This is a genomic window from Maribacter sp. UH1 (genome assembly GCF_056839145.1).
Window position 1 is genome coordinate 1,321,865 of the sequence record NZ_CM166387.1, and the last position, 22,561, is coordinate 1,344,425.

Sequence of the window (22,561 nt, forward strand, 5' to 3'; positions counted from 1 at the left end):
ACCCCAAAGATATTGCGGAATATAGCTCGCAGTTGAGATTAGTAACCCAACCGTCTATATTGCCACATAAAACAACCATAGCGCATAATGAAGTTTTCCCATAAAATGAAAATGTATTGAAAAACGAAAAAAATAAGAATGAGCGGGATGCTAATTTCACCTAATCAGGCACATACAAACTAATTGTATAAACATCTTTAACGCTAGAGATTACTATTTAGTAAACCAATCTCGCACAGTTTCTTCTGCCAATTTATTATTGGGCGTAAAGGCATTGTTATGCTCACCACGGTATTCGATGTAGCTAGGGAATTTCCACCAAAGTATACCTTGGCACCATGGCTCATCTTTTATGCCTTCAAAGATAACTTCGTAAGATCTACTTTGCGCTTCTTCATTAATGGTATCGTCTGCCTCTGCATGCGGGTTCTTCCATGGGGTATCTACACTTCTAAATCCAATTTCAGTAAAAACAATAGGCTTTTTAAATTGATCATATACTTTTTTGATCTTCGTCTTTACCGTATCAAACTGAAGTCGCAATTCCTCATCGGTAGGATTGTCCTTTTTACTCAACGGATAATAAGAGTTTAAACCAATAAAATCTAAATCGTCCCAAAATTCTATTTGCTCAAATTCAGCTCCCCAATTAGCGGCATACGTCAGTTGTCCAGAATATAATGCCCTCGTTTTCTTAATCATCTCACGCCAAGCATCTGGTTGGGATAATGTTGCTTTGGTAAACTCTACGCCAATACACAGCGCGTCCATTTCATGAATTTCCGCCAAGAAGGCGTAGTGGCGAATCCAGCGATAATAGTAATCATGAAATTTGTCCCATTGGGCATCTGTAGGCATATCTATTCCGCCTGGCCAGCTACCACCCACATAAATCTGAGGTTTCAACAAGGTATACATGCCCATATCCCTTGCCATAGAAACAGCATGCACAACGGCATCATCATTTTCACTACCGGCATTATCACTAAAATGTAGAGGTGTAGGTGTATTTATATCGTTAATACCTGTATACGGCACAATTGCCATGGCATTACTACCCATGTTCTTTTGCTTCAATAAAGATTCTGTTGCCTTTTGTGAGCCGTAGCCATTATAAATGCTATACCCTTCATGTGCAAAATTGAAGCCTTTTAAGTAAGGTAATTTTTTCTTTTCCGTTTTTTTCTTAGGGTGTGCTTTTGGTAACTCCCTTAGGTAATCTTTCCACTTTATTTCTAAAGATTTTTCTTCACGATCTGAAAGTGAAAGATTTTTGTATCGTTTTAGGTAGGTGTCTTTACCCCAGGTTTTTATTAAAAAATCTGTAAAAGCACCTGCCATGCAATCTCTAATAAGTGAAGATTCCATGTCCATAAAAGAATTATCAAGTAGTTCTGATATGGTAAATGTATTCTCAGATTCTACCAAGCGTGCAGCCCAATACTTGTAACCCCTCATTTGCCAAGTATCAGTAAAATAAATAGGGAGCCCATAAGTAATAATGTCCTTTGCACTCTCTCCAATTAAATGGTGCAGCAATAGGGCATTGTCTCTACCTATATTATTATTTGTGTATATCTTATTGACTATGGTATGTACGGAATTTGTAATCGTATCAAAAGTAGAGTGATCGGTGTTACCCGTCATTAAACCTTTTTCTTCCGTACAGGTATAGAAGTTATAAGTGATTTTAGGTGTATTTTTTCCGTTTACAAAATTAACGACTTTTGCTTTAGTTGCTGTTACATTAGCTACCCAATGAGCTACATCATCTGCCTTAATAGCTTTTTGGTGGTCAATAAATTTAAAATCGTCGGTGTCTAATAAAACCCTGGTACCTGTTGCGAAATTAAAAAATGTAGACCACTCTATTCCCCAATCTGCATTGAAATCTCCCATGACCAAGCGCTCATTATTCTCATATACTTCATACTCCAAATTCTGACGGTAGAAAGACAAACCTCGTTCAGCTACTTTTTCAGCAAATACCATAAAAACTTCTTGGGCATCTGTACCGGTCAAAAAGCTGAAAGGAATTTTTGGGTCCGTGGGACTTGGATAAAAACAAACCCCCAATATTGAATTATTATTGGGAACTTGTCTTTCACCTATTTTAATTTCTGAGTCCGATACTTGAAAAGGCGTATCGCTCATGTACTTTTTTATTAACGAATTTTCTTCAACAGCACCTACTAAAAACACGATACTATTGTTCAGTGATTCTTCAGTTACCTCTTCTGCACTTATGTACTTTACCTTAGCACTGCGTCTAGACCTAGTAACATCTAACAAAGAGAGCTCATGAAGTATATTCTTATACTGCTCTTGCAATGCCTCATCCTTTGCTCCATAGACCACTAAAATCTCTCTTTTATCAAAAAAACTTCTGCGCAGATCCCTACGCGTAGCAACTGAATCTAAAGTAGTAGAAATGTCATTATTTTCAGCTACCGGAAAGTATTCTACACCGGCAAAACCAACAATACCAACGACAACAAATAAAGCTACTAAGAGATATTTCTTCTTCATAAATACAACAATGGGAAAACTATTGTTTAAGATAGCAAAACTGTAAAACCTACATCTGTTTCATACGTTATTTAACTTTTAAAAAGGGTTTGTGTAAAAGCGTGAACCAAACCTCTTCTAAATACTCATTTGAAAACATGCGGCACTCTTTTACTAAAAGACCGGCACTGACCATACGATTCCTATTCATTAACTCTTCTTTGTCTATCTCAAATGTCACTTCGAGTGAATTTCAAGGCACGTAGAAATTTGCCTGCCCGCCGTTGAGGAGGGTATCTATAAACTCGCATGTTCTAGACCTGTTCTCGATACATTTTTAAAAAACGCTACGCTTCTTTCAAAAACACTCGAGCTGACAATACATTTTGCTTGAACGAATTAGTTTTAAAAATCGAATAAAATATCACAAGTAAAATCCACTTCTGCTCTTTTGTGGCACGAACCCTTTTGTACCTTAACTTTGTACTATTAAATAGTAACGCTACATGAGATCAATTCTACTTTTTATTTGTATTTGCTTTTATACATTGACCACTTTTGGGCAGGGCGTCGCAACTATTTCTTTAGAAGAATACACAGAACTACGAGTTTATGATAGAATCAGTGTTACACTTGTAAAAGGAGAGGAGAATAAAATTGAAATTGCGGCAGAGCACAAGAAAGATCTAAGTATTACCGAAAACGACGGGCGATTACGATTAAAAATGTGTTCAGGGGAATCTGTGCTGAACTCCATTTTAAATATTAAACTTTTCTATACCGAGGCACTTTCGGTTATTGATGCGAATAAAAACTCTAGAATTATATCTACCGGATTGGTTATAGGAACTGATTTAGCCATTGAGGCGCAAGATGCCAGTACCATTACTTTAAATATTGCCTATAACAATGTATCGGGAAAAAGTACAAGCGGTAGCGAAATAAAACTTTCTGGCACTAGTAGCAACCAAGAAGTAATGATCAATACCGGTGGCAAACTTTTAAATAAAGGTTTAAAGACAAAAAATAGCACCGTAATCGTATTATCTGGAGGCAGTGCCGAAGTTTACGCTAACGAAGCTGTCATTGCAAAAGTAAAAGCCGGTGGTGCTATTACTGTTTACGGCAAACCTAAGTCTGTAGATAAAGATGATACGTTTGGTGGTAAAATTGCAATACTAGAATAATTACTGTTCTATACTCTGAACATCAAAGCCTATAAGTTCATTATCTTGAAACTGCGGTGTAACCTCTATAGGATTACAACATACCTCGCAATCTTCTACATATGTTTGTTGTGAAATAGATGGATCAAGAAGCATTGACACCTCTTCCCAACAATAGGGACATTGAAAATAATGCTCGAACATAGCAGTAGTTTATGCTTTTAATTCTTTAGCAAGTTCTTTTAAAGTTAATGACTGTATTAAATTACCGCCATTAGAGGTAAAAATAGTATCATGACCCAATTTTAACGAAAGTACACCTTCATCAGTATCTAAATGAATGTCAGAAGGATTTACCTTGATCTCTTCTAACTTTACATCAAAACGTTTTTTCAATGATACCGAGCCATTGTACTTACTTAATTCAAATCCGTAAAAATCAAATAACCGTTGTAGCCCGCTGAAAAAGCTAATTCCTATAAAAATTAAACCTGCCATGGCAAATTTATAAGCTAGGGTAAAAACATCTAATTCATCGCCATTTATAAAAGTATATACTAAATTAATACAACCATAAATACCTAATAAGAACACCAATAGACCAACGATTACGGCAAGTACATCCGTTAACAATGCCTTATTTGTTCTAGTAACCACCAGTCCGTCTGCAGATTTATTTGCTTGGAATCCGAAATCCTTTAAATACTCAAGATTGTTAATTTCAGCTAGTTTGTTGGCAATAGTTGTCTCTAAACCACTTAAGTCTACCACAACAGCTCGTTTTTCAAGCTCGTCTCGCAAACTTAACTGCGCTTCAAACGTCAGTAATGAATGTTGATCTAGAATCTCTATAAGCTCGCTATTTGTTCTATCGCTATACATGTTATTCCCTAATTAATTTACTCGTCAATCGAGGTTAAAGTCCCTAAGCCTTTTACAATTCTATATTCAATAACTGACCTGTAAGCTGCAATAATTGAAGCTCTGCCAACTTTGCATCGTACTTTGCCAAGTTCTTATTAGTCTGCGCATTCAACAAATTGATTTGCGCCTGTCTAAATTCTATCGATGTAATACTACCCAACTGAAATTGCTCTTTAGAACGCTCAAAATTGTTTTGGTTGGTAAATACATTCTGCTCTTGAATCTGATATATTTTTAAAAGATTCTCATACAATGCCATTGCATTCTGCATATCTCTGCTCACCTCTAATTCTACCTGCTTACGTAGTAATTCTTGATTAGCGTATGTAATCTTGGCATTCTTAACACTTACCGTAGTGCTACCACCATCAAAGAGATTCCATGTAAGGCTTGCTCCTAAAGCAAAATTATAAGTTTCATTGTTTGATCCAGGAAAGAATGCTGAAGCTGCACTTTGATTTAAATTCCACCCATAAGAACCGGAAAGACCAACAGTTGGTAAATACCCAGATTTGCTTACTTTAATATCATATTCATTAATACTTAAATTTGATTCCGTTTGTAGTACCGCAACATTATTAGTGATTGCCTGATCCATAAACTCTATAATCTGAAACTTTGGTATAAATACAATGGTTGTGTCTACTGTAAACTGAGAACTTAAATCTTGATTTAACACCACATTTAAATCGCGTTTTGCATTTGCCAATTGCTGGTCTGTATTCAATAGATTAATACTATCATTAGTCATATCTACCTGAGCATTCAATATATCTAATTTTGTATTTTGACCATATTCAAATGAATATTCAGCTCTCTGAATTCTATCCGTAGAAATTTCCAATGCTTGCTTTTGTACATTTTTATTCTCTGTAAGTCTAGCAATTTCAAAATATACCGTAAACATTTGAATCATGGTATTTTCTATAGTCTCTCTAGCCTGTAGCGTACTTAAATTATATTGTTCTTTTAATTTTTTATAATTGTAAAATCTACCCATTCCATCAAATAATGTGTAGTTAGCAGTAAGAGCTGCAGAATAACGTTGAGCTTCAGCTTTATAAATATCGGTGTCAGGAAATGGAGTAGGCTCTCCTGTTATTGGATCAATTACATCTACACCATCCTCTGTCAAAATTCTACCAGGAAATTCAATTGTTGAATCATCTCTATTATAATTAGCTCCAGCGGTACCTGTCAAAGTAGGTAAATAGCCCGAATTTAATATGCTAGCATTATTCTCTGCAATATCAACTTGACCTTGAGCAATCTCAATTCCGAAATTGTTCTCCAAAGCCTTTACTACGGCTTCTTCCTTTGAAAGTGTCTTTTCTTGTGCAAAAATTCCACAAATTGGAAAAAATACTAATAATGTGATGAATCTTAATTTACTCATTATAACTTATCTATATTCTTATATGGATGTGAACCACTTTCAATTTGTCCTTGATGTTCACCGCCTTCAATAGCTTCATGCGAATGACCTTCTAAATGTGAAGCTTCTTTTCTTTCCTTAATTGCTCTTTCCACCTCTTCTTTGGTAATCTTATGACCCGAGGCAAAAGATAGATTCTGCGCTTTTAAATTGTTACTAAACGATAAGAACAACGGCAACATCAACAAAGTAAGTACCGTTGCAATTGCAATACCATAAGCTATTGAAATAGCCATAGGCTTTAAAAACTGCGCCTGCCTACTTGTCTCTAACATTAAAGGAGCTAAACCTGCAATAGTGGTAATCGAGGTTAAGAAAATAGCTCTAAATCTAGATTTACCCGCTTCAAAAATGGCATTGTCAAAAGACATTCCTTCGCGTAAATTAGAATTGAACTTACCTATGAGCACCAGCCCATCATTCACCATAATACCAATCAATGCAATAATTCCTAGAATAGAAAGTACGTTTATTGGAAAATCATGAATCCAGTGTCCCCATGCAACTGCCGTAAAGCTAAATGGTACTAATAACAATAACATTAATGGTTGACTGAAACTTCTAAACGTAAATGCGATGGTTATATAGATCAACAATATTACTGTGAAACCGACTAACTTTAAAGAACCCGTCAATTTTTCTAGCTCTCTATTCTGACCTTCATAAGATGCACTTACCGTTGGATATTTTGATTGTATCTCAGGCATGTGAACATTCTGAATTTCGGTCATGATTTCTGTTGGACTATCCTTTACATCTTTCATATCGGCAGAAATCTGTATTTCTCGTCTACCCTCTAATCGATTGATAGCGACATCTCCACGTTCAATAGTATAATCCGCAATTTCACTTAATGGTACACGCTCACCTGATGGGGTTACTATACGCATATCGTCTAAGCTAGAAATAGAGGAGCGCTCTTGCCTATCATAACGAACCCAAACTCTTATCTCATCTTGAGAACGCTGAAAACGTTGAGCCTGTACCCCAAAGAAACCAGCACGAACTTGAGTCATTAATGCTTGAAGATCCAAGCCTAATAAATAAGCATTTTCCTTTAAGGTCAATCTTATCTCCTTAATACCCGCCGGATCATTATCTGAAATATCTTTTAATCTTGTGTTCTTTGTTAAAATACCTTTCAACTCATCTTTTGCCGCTTTCAGCTGCTCTATATTATTACCCAATAGGGATACCGAAACGGGCGACCCACCAAAGTTACCACCAGAGCCATAAATAAGACTTTCAACACCAACTACAGGACCTACAAGTTCTTCTAACCTACGGGTAACCATATCTGCAGAAATCTCATTTGGTCTTTCTTCACCTGGCAATAGGTTAATTCTCAATTCTGCGGTAGATGAACCTGGACCCAATCTTCTAATAAGGTTTTCAAAGACCATTTTATCTGAGCCTGGCATATATTTATCGGTCAATTCTTTATTGACAATAATGGCTTTCTCCTCAATTAATGAGATAATGGAATCTGTTATTTTTTCATTAGTACCATTTGGCATCTCTAATTCAATACCTACACGGTCACTGGCAATTCTTGGAAAGAATGCCGTTCTAATGATACCACCACCTACAGAACCTAAAGTCAAAATAAAGGCTGATGCAAATACAGCGAACATAAATATTTTATGATTCATTGAAAACCGTAACACAGGCGTATATAGGTTATCACGCATCCAAACCATTAAACTATCTCCAAATTCATTGATGACCCTTAGTTTGGCAAAAGCATTTGCAAAACCAGATTTAGGCTTATTGTCTATTGGTTGTAGTGCTTTGGAATGTGCCAAGTGAGCAGGTAGTATCACTAAAGCTTCTACTAATGAAACTACCAATGTTAGAATAACAATTACAGAAACTTCACCAAAGAACTCACCAATTCTACTATCTAAGAACAAGAAAATAGAGAAGGCCAATATTGTAGTGATAATCGCTGAAATAATTGGAGGCAATACCTCCATTGTACCATCTACAGCTGCTTGAACTGGAGATTTTCCTTTTTCGTAATGCTGATAGATGTTTTCGGCAATTACAATACCATCATCTACCAAAATACCGATAACGATAATCATACCGAATAAGGATAATACGTTTATGGTTACATCGAAGAAGCCTGCAAATACAAACATTCCTAAAAATGCAACCGGTAAACCAAAGGCAACCCAAAATGCTAATCTTGTATTCAAGAACAGAGATAAAAATATCAATACCAAGACCATACCCATGATGGCATTTTCAGTCAATAACTGTGTTCTCTGATTTAATGTAACGGATTGATCGGAAACAACATCTAACTTAATGTTATTATACTTTTGATTAAACTCATCTACATATTCATTTACCTGATCAGCTGCAGCGATTAAATCTTCATTATTGGTACTGGTAATAGTAGTACTAACAGATAAATTTCCATTAAAATAGCTTGCATTTGGTGTCTCGGCAAAACGATCTCTTACTATTGCTACATCCTTTAATCGAATTACATTTCCTGATTGATCTGCACGAACAACAAGGTTACCCAATTCACTACCGTAGTACGATCGGTTATTTGCACGTATTAAATATTCTTCGGCATCTGTTTTGATGTTACCACCTGTTACAAGAATATTTGCATTTGATACTGAACTTGCAACTTCTGAAAATGACAGCCCATAAGCCAAAAGATCATTTTCGTTTACGGCTATTTCGATTTCCTCATCAGGAAAACCAGAAATCTCTATTTGAGAAATTCCTTCCATTGCCCTTAAATCATTTTCAATATCCCTACCTACACTCTTTAGGGTCGCTAACGGAATGTTTTCTCCACTGATAGCAAACGATATGGTTTGACGAACAGTTTCTAAAATAGAAACTATTAAAGGTTCCATACCAGTTGGGAAAGTTGGCACTCTATCTACCGCATTTTTAACTTCTAAAAGCATGAAATCGATATTCTCTCCTTTTTCGATTTCTACATTTATGGTACCACTATTCTCCCTAGAGGTAGACGTTACACGATCAACACCTTCAAGTCCTTTTAAATTATCTTCGATTTTTAGAACAATACCTTCCTCTACTTCTTGTGGAGAGGCACCAGGATAAGTTATTGTTATGGCAATATTCTTAGAATCCGTCAAAGGAAAATAAGATGATTTCAATGCCTTTGCACCAACAATACCGAAAAGTGCAAAAGAGATTACTACAACATTAACGGCAACATGATACCGAATAAAATATTCTATCAGTTTACGCATTATTCTTCTGTGTTTTCTGGTTGTTCAGAGTATATTTTTACCGCCATACCTGTAAATGCACCACTTATAGGCTTAGATACAATTGTAACGCCATTAGGCACATCTTTTAATACCACACGTTTATCAGAAAAATAAACCGGTACCACATCTATCATATCCAAAACAGAATCTCTGACAACAAATATTTTATTGCCTTCCAATAACAAACCTCTATCTACTTCAATTGCATCTTCTTCTTTTTTAGCATCTAAATCTGCCTCTAGGTACATACCTTCTCTCAAATTATCGCCGTCTACTTCTATATAGGCATTTACGGTTTGTGTTAACTGATCAATACTACCGCTAATTCTAGTAACCTTACCTTTATAGGTAGTGTTATCATCTAAATTGGTAAGCTCTACAGATTCACCTACCTTCAATAAATCCGTATACCTTTTACTAATGGCAACTTCAAGTTCGTAAACTTCGGTATTGATGAACTCCCCTAATTTTTGACCTGACCTAACCAACGTACCTTCCGTAACCAACGTTTCAGTAAGAACACCAGAGAACGGTGCTGTAATGCGGTATTTAGATAATCTTTGTTCTAAATTCTTGACATTATAATAACTGGTAAGAATACCTCTTCCAGATATAAAAAACTTTTCTTTTTCTGTAGTCATTTCCGGAAGTGCGGGCGTACTTTTAGACATATCGAAATTAGAAAGATACTCTTGCCACTTTGAATAGATATCCGGGTAGTCTAATCTTAAATCGGGCATTACTGCCGTTAACTGATTAAAAAGATCACTTTTTGCAGATTGAACACTTGCTGCATATTCATTTGCATCTATACTAATAATGGTCTCACCTTGGCGAAATGCCTGACCTTCTTTAAATAGCTTACTGCCTTTTTTAAATACACCTTGAACTTCAGCATATAGCTCTACACGTTGTTTGGCAGTTAAATTACCATTTGCCGATACTATAATTGGAACCGTTCCATTCTTAACTACCTCTGTAAAAACAGTTTTCACTACTTTTTCAGACTTCGGTTTAAAAGTTTTCTTACTATCAATTATATATCCCGCTAAAAAAAAGGATACTACAATTAGTAAAATACCTAAAACGGTAAAAATAATTTTTCGCATTTTATTATAATTTATAAGCGCATTTTAAAAAACACAGGATCAAAAATACTTTTTAATACCCTTTAGAATCTTGAGAATTAAATGAAACGACCAAATTTCAAAGTGAAACGACTTTGAAGCTATTTCAGCTTAATATTCAATTATTCTAAAGGAACTTTATTTCCAAAATCATATGAATGCTAACGTTCTAATAACAGCTCCACATCTACTTTAACAATCAAAGTATTGTTAAAATTGAACCGTAATTTTAAATAGACTTTAACTAGAAACTTTTGGAAATCAATTAATCATTGGCGAAACTACAAAAAAACACTTCTGGCATTCAATGCCTTAATGGTTAAAGTAATCATAAAAAACAGTGTTCAATCAATCATTTGCAAACAAAAAAAGGGATGCTTTCGCATCCCTTTTACATATATTTTTCTTCCTTTAATTTCGTTTTACGTCTTCATATTTAGTATCTACTATTCGTGTTCTGCTACCTTCTGTAGTACCAAATTTCATATTTAAAAATTCATCGTCACTATCAAAAACGGCAAGCTTAGAACTTTCCATCCTCATTAAAGAGTTTAAAGATTTAAAATCATTACCCTGTAATTGTACAAACTCAAGATTACTTAACGTTGCCATACCGCTAGGCAAATCTCCTTGGAACTGATTATAAGATAGAATCAGCTCTTTTAAATTGACTAAACGCCCTAAATCTACCTCTATAGCACCAGCAAGTTTATTACCGAAAAGCTCTAGCCTTTCTAACTTATTCAAATTCTCTAATGACTTAGGCAGGCTACCTTCTAAATAATTACTTGAAAGATTCAAAGACTTTAAATTTGAAATTTCTCCTATACCATCTGGAATAGTTCCTTGCAACAAATTGTTAAACATAGAAAGTTCTTCTAGCTGGTTCATTTTAGAATAATCTTGTGGCAAATTACCCGTTAGTTTATTCATCTCTAAACGTATGGATGTCAACTTTTCCAATTGAAATATATCTTTTGGTAAATTACCTTCAATTACGTTAAATGCAAGGTTCAACGATTTTAAATGCGAAAGAGTTGAAATCCCATCAGGAATAACCCCAGTAAGATTATTGCGATAAAGTTTTAAGGCAGTAACATGACCATCTTTGATTTCTACACCGTACCATGTAGATGGGTCCGCTTTTAGATCCCATTTATTTTGCCATTGATCACCAATGGTACTTTCATTAAATTTTAATAGGTATTGTTTTTCATTTGTAGGTATTTGTGCATTGACAATATAACTACATAGCAGAATAAAAACTGAACAGGTATAGGTTATAACATTTTTCATACTGAAAAAATTAATTTTTTGGGGGACTTTACTCATACCATTTACCACACAGCACTATAACAATAGAGCAGTGGTGTAAAAAGTACTTTTATTATAACGTGCAAAAAATACATTTATGATATACCATTGATATTAATGTACTTAAAACAAAAAAGAGATGTCATATAACATCTCTTTTTTCACCAAACTAACTAAAAGTGTAAACTACTCTTACTCTTCTATATCTTCAAACTTCGTATCTGCCATTCTGGTTTTACTGAAGTTGATATCTTTAAACTCTAATTTTCTATCGTCTTTATCGTAATCAAAAACTAAGTACTCTTTAGTCTCTAAAAACTCTAAAGCCTTAAATGAACTAAAGTTATTATTCTGAATCTGAAATACTTCTAAACTTGCCAAATCTGCAAACTCGTTAGGAATATCACCTATAAGTCTGTTGTTCGCCAAAACTAATTCTTTCAAATTACTAAGGTTACCCATATCTCTTGGTATAGCACCTTCTAATCTATTTTCAAATAGACCTAAAGTTTCTAATTGGGATAACGCACCTAATGAACTTGGAATATCACCGTAAAATTCATTACTTGAAAGATTCAATACCTTTAAATTTGTTAAGTTACCTACTGTAGCAGGAATTCTTCCCGTTAAGAAATTATTGAAAGCTGAAAACTCTTCTAACTCTATAAGACTACCAATACCTTCTGGAATTTCACCATTTAGCCTGTTCATTTCTAATTTCAATACTTTTAAATTAGAAAGGTTCGCTATTTCTGTGGGTACAGATCCTGTTAAAGAGTTGAAAGCAAGGTTTAATACTTTAAGATTTTCCAATCCTCCTATTTGTGGAGAAATTGAACCCATTAGGTTGTTGTGGAACAAATTAATTTCTACCACAACATCATTTTCAACTTTTACACCGTGCCATTGAGAAACCGGAGATTTTAAATCCCATTTCTTCACCCAATGCTTACCGTTGGTGGTATTATAAAGATCAACTAAGGCTTTCTTTTCCTTTTTAGATATTTCTGCAAAACAAACAGTTGACAGAAATAATAAACAGAAACTTAAATAATGTAATTTTTTCATATAAAGGTGGTTTGATAAATTCGTACATCTAAGAATTCTCCTACAAATTTGAACTAATAACGTTGAAAACTCAAATATTATCGTTGATTTACCCCTGTTTGTTGTGAAAGTAGCTGAAAATGTTGTGAAACGCTTAAAATCGTATGTCTGATATTTTCTAATTACTCTAGCTCGTCAATATCAATTGTAAGAGTTTCCCAGTTCTGCATTAACGTTTCTAATTTCTTCTTTTTGGCTTGGTAACCATCAAAGAAATTAGGCTTCGCTATAGTGGCATCGTAGTCTACTAGCAAGTTATGATCAATTTCCTTAATCTCTTTTTCAAGTGAACTGATCTTACTTTCAACTGAACTTAATTGGTTTTTTAAACTTTTTAGTTTCTTCTGATCTTGAAAAGAATTAGATACTTTAGGTTTATCTTTTTTTACAGCTACTGACTGCTTTTTTTCGATAGCCCTAAAATCCTCTACTTTTCTCTGCTCTAAATAGTAATCTACATCACCCAAATACTCCCTGATCTTCTGATCTTTGAATTCATAGACTTTATTGGTCAACCGTTGTAAAAAGTCTCTATCATGAGAAACAAGTATCAATGTACCTTCAAAATTTAAACATGCTTGTTTTAGTACATTTTTAGATTTAATATCTAAGTGATTGGTAGGCTCATCCATTACCAAAACATTGAAGGGCTGTAATAACATTTTAGCCAGGGCCAAACGGTTGCGTTCACCACCAGAAAGCACTTTTACATACTTATCTACTTCATCTCCCCTAAACAAAAACGAACCTAGAATATCTCTTACTTTACTTCTATTCTTTTCATTTGCCGCATCGATCATGGTATCCAAAATGGTCTTGTTACCATCTAAGTACTCTGCCTGGTTTTGAGCAAAATATCCTATTTGTACATTATGCCCCAGTTTTAGATGACCTTCATGCTTAAGATCGCCTACAATAATCTTTGCCAAAGTAGATTTACCTTGTCCGTTTTGACCAACGAAAGCTGTTTTGCTATCTCTCTCAATAAGCAGGTTAATGTCGTTCAACACTAAATTATCCCCATATGCTTTTGACAGCTCCTCAATTTCTACTACTACCTTACCCGGTGTAACCGAAATTGGGAAACGAAGGCTCATGACACTATTGTCATCCTCATCTACCTCTATACGTTCTATTTTATCTAATTTCTTGATCAAGGACTGCGCCATTGATGCCTTAGTGGACTTCGCCCTAAATTTCTCAATTAAGCGCTCAGCTTGTTGAATTTCTTTTTCTTGGTTCTTTTGGGCATTTACCTGCTGCTGTTTTATTTCATTTCTGAGTACCAAATATTCTGTGTAGGGTTTGTTGTAATCATAAATACGCCCTAAAGAAATTTCAATGGTTCTATTGGTAACATTGTCCAAAAACATTTTATCGTGAGATACAATGACTACCCCGCCAGTATAATTGTTCAAAAATTGTTCAAACCATATGATAGATTCAATATCCAAGTGGTTGGTAGGCTCATCTAGCAGCAATACGTCATTTGTTTGCAATAATAATTTCGCAAGTTCTATACGCATTCGCCACCCACCTGAGAAGGTTTCCGTCTTTTTATCAAAGTCCTCTCTTCTAAAACCTAATCCTTGTAGTATTTTTTCTGTTTCGCCCTGATAATTATAACCCCCTAGAATTTCATAGTGGTGGGTAATATCACTCAGGTCTACGATAAGCTGACTGTACGAATCTGATTCATAATCGGTTCGTTCCGCCAACTGATGATTAATTTCATCTAGTTTTAATTCCAAAGCCTTAATCTCCTCAAAAGCTTGATAGGCCTCTTCTAAAACCGATCGCCCTTCTACGAAATCTATATCTTGTCTAAGAAAACCTATTTTAATATCTTTTTCTACCGCAATTACTCCGGTATCCAAAGGCATATCTTTATTCAATAATTTTAACAAAGTAGATTTTCCCGCTCCATTTTTACCTACTAGTCCTACTCTGTTTCCTCCATTTAAACGAAATGATATTTCTTCAAATAGATATTCTCCTCCAAAAGAGACTGATAGGTTGTGAACGTTTAACATAAATTTTAATTCTTCTTTTTTACTTAAAACCCGATACAATAATTACCGATTATTTTTAAGCTAAATTATCTTTCTTACCCTATAAATTTGATATATAAAATATCATAAAATCGTACCTTAGTGTAAAGTTTTGCAAATGTTAAAAAAAGGAAACAAACTCTACAGTATTTTAACAGGAAGTTGTCCTAGATGTCACGAAGAAAGCATGTATTTGGATAAAAACCCATACCATATGGGCAAAATCTTTAAAATGCACGAAAGATGCAGCCATTGTAACCTAAAATATAAAATAGAACCATCTTTCTTTTATGGTGCTATGTATGTGAGTTACGGAGTAGGTATTGCCTTTGCGGTAGCTGCCTTTGTCATTGCCAATCTATTTATAGGTGCTGACCTTATAGAAACGTTTATAGCTATAATTATAACCCTAGTGGTTTTTATGCCGATTATTATGAGGTTATCTCGTAATATATGGATCAATATGTTCGTAAAATACGATCCTAAGGCAATACTTAATAATACTAACTCCCAGTAAAACGGGCAATATCCATTTCTTCCAATAAAGGCATATCTTTTTCTATAAGATTATAAAGCGATGTTGCCGCCCAAGGTGCAATGGTAATACCATGAGAACCAAAACCATTTAATAGCCATAAGTTGTTATATGTTGGGTGTTGACCTACTAAAGGTCTTCTATCTTTTACAGTTGGGCGCATACCTGCCATATGATCAACTATCTCATAAGAACAATCCAAAAGTGTTTCAAGTTTAGTTATGAGCTCACTCTTAGCTTCTTTCGTTTCTACATTGTCTTTATCTTTTCTATGGTATGTAGCACCTACTTTATACAAATCATTACCTAGTGGTATTAAAAAAATAGAAGATTTTATAATGTTACATTCATTTAAACCTTTTGTCCGTATAACTATATATTCTCCTTTGGAGCCCTGCATTGGCATATAATTGAAAAAGGGATTGTGCATCATACCATAACCCTCAGTAAAAACCACGTTCTTTGCCTTTATATCTTTATAGTTTACAAAAGCCTGTTCAATTATTAACTCGTCATAATTGAAGGTATCAGTGAATAATCTATTTTCTTTTCGCAACCAGCCCTCATAGCTATCAAAGAGAAACTTAGTATCTAACCTACCAGTTTCCAGTACTTTCCCGAATTGAAAAGGAATTTTCAGTAAAGCGTTCTCGTTATTTACCAGTTTAGTATCTAAATACGGCTTTAACTTGTCTTTGTCAGCTGCCTCAAACCACAGATTCTGCTCTTCTATTGAGGCAAATTTGCGTAATACATTGAGCTTTTCATCAAACGAGACATTTAAAAACTGCTCTAATTCTGTATAAAACTTTGTAGCTACAGGTAATTGCTCATCTGCCCGCCAAGAAAGGGTAAATCGTTTTAAGATTACAGGATTATATAAACCACCCGCAACACGGGACGATGTTTGCGATCGGTCATTAAAAACAACGAAAGTCTTATTGTTTTTACGTAAGTTTTCACAAAATGCGGTACCCGCCAAACCTAACCCTACCACTATAAAATCTACCATAGCACAAATGTAATGACAATTGCATAAAACATGATATAAAACAAAAGACCCAATCTTTACGATTGGGTCTTTTTTATGTGAATTGGATTTTCAGTAAGCTTTTAGTAAGCCCACATGTCTTGTTCCTTATCTCTAATTGTTTCTTTAATTCGTTTCGCTTCCAATAATTGGAACAAAGCATTGTCAGAAATATAGTCATCTACTTTTCTATCGCCTTGTACGTTATCTTCTTTATAGATAACAGCATCGAATCTTCTTGCATTTAACAGCATGTCAAAAGAGATAGGCTGTGCTGAATTTTGTTGATTAAAGACTTTTGCCTCATGTAACATTGCACGCGCATCTGGATACCATACCCAGAAAAGTTCAACCATATCAGGATTATCATCATCCATAAAGTTAACATCTGGTGCAACAGGCGCAATACCTAAAAGACGGTATTTCAACTCTCCCTGTCTCTTATCAAAATACCATATTCCTTTAATATGATACTCTTCAATATCTGCCGCAGAAATAGTTCTACGAGTAATATATTCTTCAGAAACAGCTTCACCTGCATTCATCTGCTCATACCCGTAATCTAAGGTATCAACCATTTGCAAGGCATCTTTTAAATCGCCAAAAGTTCTTTTTTGTGTAAAATAAGAATCTGTATAAGTATCTAATTTTCCACTTTTTAAATTTTTAACCAGTACATGGTATAAAGACCTTCTATCCGGTCCGATATCCATAGTATCTGTTGGGTAATATAATGGGAAATTAACTCTCTCATCTAAATCAATGGTTTCCCATAAGGTTTTAGACCAAAGGATATCCCTATCATCTACGTACCCGTATTCTAACGGAGCATCATTATCTACAGCTTTTTGAGCTTCTGTACGAACACCAACCTCATCTGGTTTTTTTGCATTCAATACGTTTGCTTGGGCCATCATTGATAAAGGTAACATTGTTACCACTCCCATTACTAAAACATTTTTCCAATTCATGTTTGCTTCACTTTAAAATTAACCGGGCAAGACCAATGGGCTTACCCGGTATCATTCTATTTATTTAGTTTGTAATCTCCACAACTACTGGAGATACTTTCTTCAACTTGTAACTCTTGTTATTTGTGATATAAGCTTCAATATCAAATATTTGAACGATATCTCCTCTTTTAGCACGGCTTAAAGCTTGTTTAGCCTTAGCATTCATTTTGTTTCCTCTTACAGAAACTGTTGGTTGACCTGGTACTTTGAATTTGAAACCGCTTACCGCAAGGTTCAAGTCAAAATCAAAATCTTCCAAACCAGCACCGATAGTAGCAATCTCAACATTCCTTTTAGGAAGTTTAATACTACCTGTTTGTCTACTTACACTACCTTCTGGTCTTGGAATATCTTTAATTCTGAATTCAGATTTAGAAGATACAGACTGACCATCTGGCAAAGTACCTGAAGCTGTAATAGTTACATTTCTACCAGTTCCTGGAGTCATAACATATTTACTACCGCTAACAGCTCTAAGACCTGGAGCATTTGCTCTTACTTTGTTATTTGGTATACCTGGTATAGAGATAGACATTGGGTTAGCAACACCTCTATATACTACATTCATTTTATCAGCAGCAATCAAAGCAGCATTAGGCTTAGATATTGTTGCGAAAGAATTTTTAACCTCAACAGGAATTTCTTCACCGTCTTGCTTAAAGTAGATAGTACCTTTTACTTCATGATCACCAGCAGAACCAGAACCAATCAACATTTTAACACCACCAGCTTCTAATTTATAATCAGAACCTTCAGATAATTTTCTACCATCTAACGTTAACTCAGCTCTTACCGGAGTAGAAGAGTTATCAGTTTTGCTGATAATGATCTTACCATCATACTTCTCACCTGCATAGTATGCAGATTTAGAAGCTAAAAGAGATGTAGCAAAGTTCTTTAAAGAAACTTGTTCCGTTAACTCGCCTGCCAACATAGATTTCAAAGCTGCTTCTTCAGTTATCTTAACATCAGCTTGTAACTGAGTTAATTTTGCTAAAGATGCTACTAAAGGATACCCTTCGTAGTGATAGTTGATCCAATCTTGCTTTGTACCGTCTCTTTTTTCAACTTTACCGTTTTCATCTCCTGTTTGGAAACGATCGATAACAGATTGCTTTAAAGCAGCTGGTACTATTGCAGCAACTTGATCTCTATAACCTGTTAGGTTACTCATGAATTTTTTACCGTCTTCCGATAAAGTTTCACCTTGGAATAATTTCTGATCTAAGTAATCAGCCATATCCATACGAGCATAATCTTTTGGATCTTCGATCCCTTCCATCATACCTGCTTTTAGTCCTTCTAAGTAATCATAATACTCTTGAGACATTGCTTTGATCTGCTGAGCATTCTTATATAACTTATCGTACTTTGCAGCATCTTCAGATGCTTTAGTTCCAAGACTTTCCAAGAACGCATCGTTACTTGCAGTTGTCTTTTCGTTAGAAGTCTCTAGCTTTTCATTCATTATACCGAATGCGGCCAATACTTCTTTACTCATGTTTAACGCCAACATTGCGATGAAGATCAAATACATTAAGTTGACCATCTTCTGACGTGGTGATTGTTTTCCTCCTGCCATGGATTTTTAATTTAGATTTTTATTAATAATTGATTCGGGTTGGTAAAAATCCAAACTAGTTTTTGCTCATTGCAGATAACATACCACCATATACACCATTCAATGAAGAAAGGTTTGTAGACAAAGATGCCATTTGATCTTTAAGTGCACTTGCATTTTGAACAACTTCTTCATTAACTGAAGCTTGCTTGCTAGCACTTTCTAATTGTACTTTATAAAGACTGTTCAAAGACTCCATTTGAGAAGCAGCCTGAACCATTTCACTAGAATATTTCTTAGTAGATTCCATTGCATCAACTGTTGGAGCGATACCTTTAGCAGCACCTTCAAAGTTTTTAATGCTTGAACCTAAGCTTTCCATAAGACTTGCATCTACACCAGCTTCTTTCAATAAATCATCTAATTTCTTAGATAAAGATGCCTCAGCTTCTTTTACTTCTGTTGCAGCTTGTGCTTTCTTAGGTGCTTTGCTTTCACCACCAGCTAATTCTGGGTATACTAATGCCCAATCTAAATCGTCATCAACTGGTTCAAATGCACTGATCGCAAAAATTAATGCTTCTGTAATAAGACCTATCGCTAAAAGAATACCACCATTTAATGGTCCTAACTCCCAGTGAAGAATTTTAAATAATGCACCAATAATTACGACTGATGCCCCTAGCCCGTAGGCCATGTTAAATAATTTTTTTGTGGATTTTGACTGTGCCATGTTTAATTTAATTTTAAGGTTTAAAAAATAAAGATTTGGTTAAAAAAATGAATTTGAATTTATTATAAAACTGTTAATATTATTATTTATTGTGTGGAATCTTCCTCACCCATATAATCTTGTACTGTTCTGAAACCGATGTAACTACGAGCTGAATCTGCGTATTCGTAATCTCTTGTACTCACTTGTAAGAAGTAAGCTACATCTTTCCAAGAACCACCTCTAATAACTTTTCTTGTATTAGATTGATCACCTCCGTTAGGGTTCATTGTTGATACATAATCATATGCACTTGGATCGTAACTTGAGTTTGTCCACTCTGAAACATTACCGGCCATGTTATACATATTAAAGTCGTTAGGCTCGTAAGATTTTGCTTCTACTGTATATAAAGCAGCATCTGCAGCATAATCTCCACGTTGTGGCTTAAAGTTTGCCATAAAACAACCAGTATCACTGATTACATATGGTCCACCCCATGGGTACGTACCACCTTCAATACCACCTCTTGCAGCATATTCCCATTCAGCTTCCGTTGGTAATCTAAATTGATTAACGAACTGTCTACCACGACTTTTGTTGTCATCGTTTTTAAACTTCGTTCTCCAGTTACAGAATGCTTTTGCTTGTTGCCAGCTGATACCTACTACAGGATACTCGCTATATGCATCATGCCAGAAATAATCGTTATGCATTGGTTCATTATAAGAATAAGAGAAATCTCTGATCCAAACCGTTGTATCTGGGTATATCTCAACTTCTTCTGTACGGATAAAGTCTTTACGGCTTTGGTTTCCTTTTACAGAAGCACGAGCAGCTGCCTCAATATCCATCCAGCTATATTTATACTTTAATGTCTTAACATCAATAGTACGTTGACCGTTATAAGACTCGTCTTCAGATAGATAGATAGAATCCATTATTTCGGTATAATACTCATCTGGGTAATCTGATGTGTTCCAAACTAGGTCTTCATCTTTGCTTAACGCTCTACCTTCGTATCCCGTCTCACCCATACCTGAGTAATTATCCAACATATACTTATCGTATACAGATGCTCTTGTAGTATCTGCATCTTTAAAAGCATAGTCACCAATACCGCCTTCTTCTGGACCTATACCTAATTCATCAGCTAAAATGGCTAGTTTGGTTCTAACGATAGAATCCTTTACCCATTCTACAAACTGACGATACTCACTATTCGTGATTTCGGTATCATCCATGTAAAAAGAACGTACCGTAACTGTCTTAGTCGGTGCATTCAATAATTTTCCTTGGTCTTCTTCACTCTTACCCATTATGAAAGAACCCCTTGGGATAAGTTCCATTCCATATGGTTTTTCCGGATACCATTTTTTTCCCTGGACTCCAGTTAGCTCACCTTTCTGTTTAGACCCACAACTTGTGAGTAAAAAAACAAACGCTATAGAGGATAACAATAGCTTCTTCATACTTTAGGTTAAATTTCGATTATGGTTAAACTCAGAATACAATAATTTATTCTAACAACTAAAACTAGGTTTTATATAAAATATTGTATCAAAGTCTTTTTATGCTTTAAAAAAAATAATGTTAATTAAAGCCTTTCTTGTAGGCCTTAAACCACCTTTCAGGAATTTGTTGATTACATGCATCTAAATAATCCTTCTCGGTGCAAGGTAATAACGCAGGTGTATGGCCTTTAGTATGTGAAGTGAAAATAGATGGGACTTCTGTCCACCATCTTTCTGTTAATAAACTTTTGTAGAATACCAATTCTTCATCTTCGCTAGGTACATTGTACTTTACAAAGTCATCTGTTTTGGTATATGGAGATTCTTTGATTCTAAAATTGATACCTTCTATAAAGTACCATATTATCTGAGCTATCAGCTGTTGCGACTGTACGGTGTTCTCCATTTCATACAAGCCGAATACAGATACTTTATCACTAATACCGGCATATCTAGAAATAGCACAGATTTCTCTTCCATTAAATCCGTTAGGTGAAAAATTAGCGGACAAAGAAATTTCACTTGCTTTAACAGATCGCAAGTCTAAACTTACCATATGCGCATTTCTAAGCACAGGCTCTGCTAAAGAAATATCGTTTGCAACTTCTCCAAGTCTATAGGCGTCAAAAAATAAACGCTCCATTAAATCTATTTCTTCTTGGGCATTAAAATAACTTTGATACCCAATATTTGAGAAATTAAATAGATTATTTGGCTTATCGGTTATGATTTTACTCATATAGGAATGTGATGAAATGAGCTCATCTTCTATACCAAAATCAAACCTACTATCTATTGCAACCAGGTTGATCATATCCCTAATTCCATCAAAAGCTCGGTAAGCAGGATAAGTAATATCTTGTGTTGCCCCTAAAATTATAGGTATAATATCTTCTTCCAATAACCCGGCTACGACTTCTTTGACCACAAAATAAGTGTCATTTACAGTAGCGCCTTCTTCTATATCTCCTAAATCTACTATGGTAGCATTCCAGTTCCCTATTAGAAGTTTGTAGAATTGTAATCTAATTGCAGAAACATCTAACTTTTCATGCTTCTTTTCATAGGCATTTCTTGACTCCCTTACCCCTACAATTGCTACAGTAGCATTTGCCAGAACCGGCAAACCATCCTTTTCTGTATGTATGTAGGTGTTTTTGCCAATGGCCTGACTAGGTAACAACTCATTATGAGCTAAAACTTTATCCGATACCGGAACTAGAAAATCAAAGGCCATTTATTAAAGGTTTTTAGAAATCATAAAAATACTACACTAATCTTTTGACCTAAAATTA

At 35.0% G+C, this 22,561-nt stretch carries 17 protein-coding genes; 2 read left to right on the plus strand and 15 right to left on the minus strand.

Features of this window, described 5'->3' with window-relative positions:
• Positions 1-213: 213 nt before the first annotated feature.
• The gene (locus UH1x_RS05815) at positions 214-2,529 is read right to left on the minus strand and encodes a glycoside hydrolase family 113 (protein ID WP_482625725.1); all 2,316 of its coding nucleotides are present in this window, start codon (positions 2,527-2,529) and stop codon (positions 214-216) included.
• Positions 2,530-3,014: 485 nt separating this feature from the next.
• Here UH1x_RS05815 and UH1x_RS05820 point away from each other — a divergent pair, with 485 nt between their 5' ends.
• Positions 3,015-3,695: a head GIN domain-containing protein gene (locus UH1x_RS05820; RefSeq protein ID WP_482625726.1), complete on the plus strand. Its 681-nt coding sequence runs from the start codon at positions 3,015-3,017 to the stop codon at positions 3,693-3,695.
• Here UH1x_RS05820 and UH1x_RS05825 read toward each other — a convergent pair whose 3' ends face one another.
• The 8 genes from UH1x_RS05825 to UH1x_RS05860 all read right to left on the minus strand — a co-directional run bounded on the left by UH1x_RS05825 (position 3,696) and on the right by UH1x_RS05860 (position 14,883).
• Positions 3,696-3,878, minus strand: a complete 183-nt coding sequence (locus UH1x_RS05825) for a CPXCG motif-containing cysteine-rich protein (RefSeq protein ID WP_036156737.1) — start codon at positions 3,876-3,878, stop codon at positions 3,696-3,698.
• 9 nt (positions 3,879-3,887) lie between these two features.
• Positions 3,888-4,556 (minus strand): hypothetical protein, encoded by a 669-nt coding sequence (locus UH1x_RS05830; protein ID WP_482625727.1) that lies wholly within the window; start codon positions 4,554-4,556, stop codon positions 3,888-3,890.
• A 52-nt stretch (positions 4,557-4,608) separates the two neighbouring features.
• Positions 4,609-5,994 (minus strand): TolC family protein, encoded by a 1,386-nt coding sequence (locus UH1x_RS05835; protein WP_482625728.1) that lies wholly within the window; start codon positions 5,992-5,994, stop codon positions 4,609-4,611.
• Entirely contained in the window at positions 5,994-9,281 is a 3,288-nt protein-coding gene (locus tag UH1x_RS05840; protein WP_482625729.1) for an efflux RND transporter permease subunit, read from the minus strand. Before UH1x_RS05840 ends, UH1x_RS05835 begins: the two co-directional genes overlap by 1 nt.
• Complete coding sequence (locus UH1x_RS05845; protein WP_482625730.1) at positions 9,281-10,411, minus strand: efflux RND transporter periplasmic adaptor subunit; 1,131 nt, start codon at positions 10,409-10,411, stop codon at positions 9,281-9,283. The genes UH1x_RS05840 and UH1x_RS05845 overlap by 1 nt, the downstream gene beginning before the upstream one ends.
• A 429-nt stretch (positions 10,412-10,840) precedes the next feature.
• Entirely contained in the window at positions 10,841-11,725 is an 885-nt protein-coding gene (locus UH1x_RS05850) for a leucine-rich repeat domain-containing protein (RefSeq protein ID WP_482625731.1), read from the minus strand.
• Between the two features lie 210 nt (positions 11,726-11,935).
• Entirely contained in the window at positions 11,936-12,811 is an 876-nt protein-coding gene (locus UH1x_RS05855; RefSeq protein WP_482625732.1) for a leucine-rich repeat domain-containing protein, read from the minus strand.
• Positions 12,812-12,972: 161 nt separating this feature from the next.
• Positions 12,973-14,883, minus strand: a complete 1,911-nt coding sequence (locus UH1x_RS05860; protein WP_482625733.1) for an ABC-F family ATP-binding cassette domain-containing protein — start codon at positions 14,881-14,883, stop codon at positions 12,973-12,975.
• Between the two features lie 136 nt (positions 14,884-15,019).
• On the opposite strand from UH1x_RS05860, the gene UH1x_RS05865 reads away from it, so the two are divergent.
• Positions 15,020-15,418, plus strand: a complete 399-nt coding sequence (locus tag UH1x_RS05865) for a DUF983 domain-containing protein (protein ID WP_482625734.1) — start codon at positions 15,020-15,022, stop codon at positions 15,416-15,418.
• On the opposite strand, the gene UH1x_RS05870 is transcribed toward UH1x_RS05865, so the two are convergent.
• The 6 genes from UH1x_RS05870 to UH1x_RS05895 form a co-directional block, all read right to left on the minus strand.
• Positions 15,405-16,448 (minus strand): NAD(P)/FAD-dependent oxidoreductase, encoded by a 1,044-nt coding sequence (locus UH1x_RS05870; protein WP_482625735.1) that lies wholly within the window; start codon positions 16,446-16,448, stop codon positions 15,405-15,407. The two genes, UH1x_RS05865 and UH1x_RS05870, sit on opposite strands and share 14 nt — an antisense overlap.
• 101 nt (positions 16,449-16,549) lie before the next feature.
• The gene (porN, locus tag UH1x_RS05875) at positions 16,550-17,437 is read right to left on the minus strand and encodes a type IX secretion system ring subunit PorN/GldN (RefSeq protein WP_482625736.1); all 888 of its coding nucleotides are present in this window, start codon (positions 17,435-17,437) and stop codon (positions 16,550-16,552) included.
• Between the two features lie 64 nt (positions 17,438-17,501).
• Positions 17,502-19,061 (minus strand): type IX secretion system motor protein PorM/GldM, encoded by a 1,560-nt coding sequence (gene porM / locus UH1x_RS05880; RefSeq protein ID WP_482625737.1) that lies wholly within the window; start codon positions 19,059-19,061, stop codon positions 17,502-17,504.
• A 55-nt stretch (positions 19,062-19,116) separates the two neighbouring features.
• Positions 19,117-19,773, minus strand: a complete 657-nt coding sequence (porL, locus tag UH1x_RS05885; RefSeq protein WP_036156763.1) for a type IX secretion system motor protein PorL/GldL — start codon at positions 19,771-19,773, stop codon at positions 19,117-19,119.
• An 86-nt stretch (positions 19,774-19,859) separates the two neighbouring features.
• The gene (gene porK / locus UH1x_RS05890; protein WP_482625738.1) at positions 19,860-21,224 is read right to left on the minus strand and encodes a T9SS ring complex lipoprotein PorK/GldK; all 1,365 of its coding nucleotides are present in this window, start codon (positions 21,222-21,224) and stop codon (positions 19,860-19,862) included.
• 121 nt (positions 21,225-21,345) lie between these two features.
• Positions 21,346-22,503: a formimidoylglutamase gene (locus UH1x_RS05895; protein WP_482625739.1), complete on the minus strand. Its 1,158-nt coding sequence runs from the start codon at positions 22,501-22,503 to the stop codon at positions 21,346-21,348.
• Between the last annotated feature and the right edge of the window lie 58 nt (positions 22,504-22,561).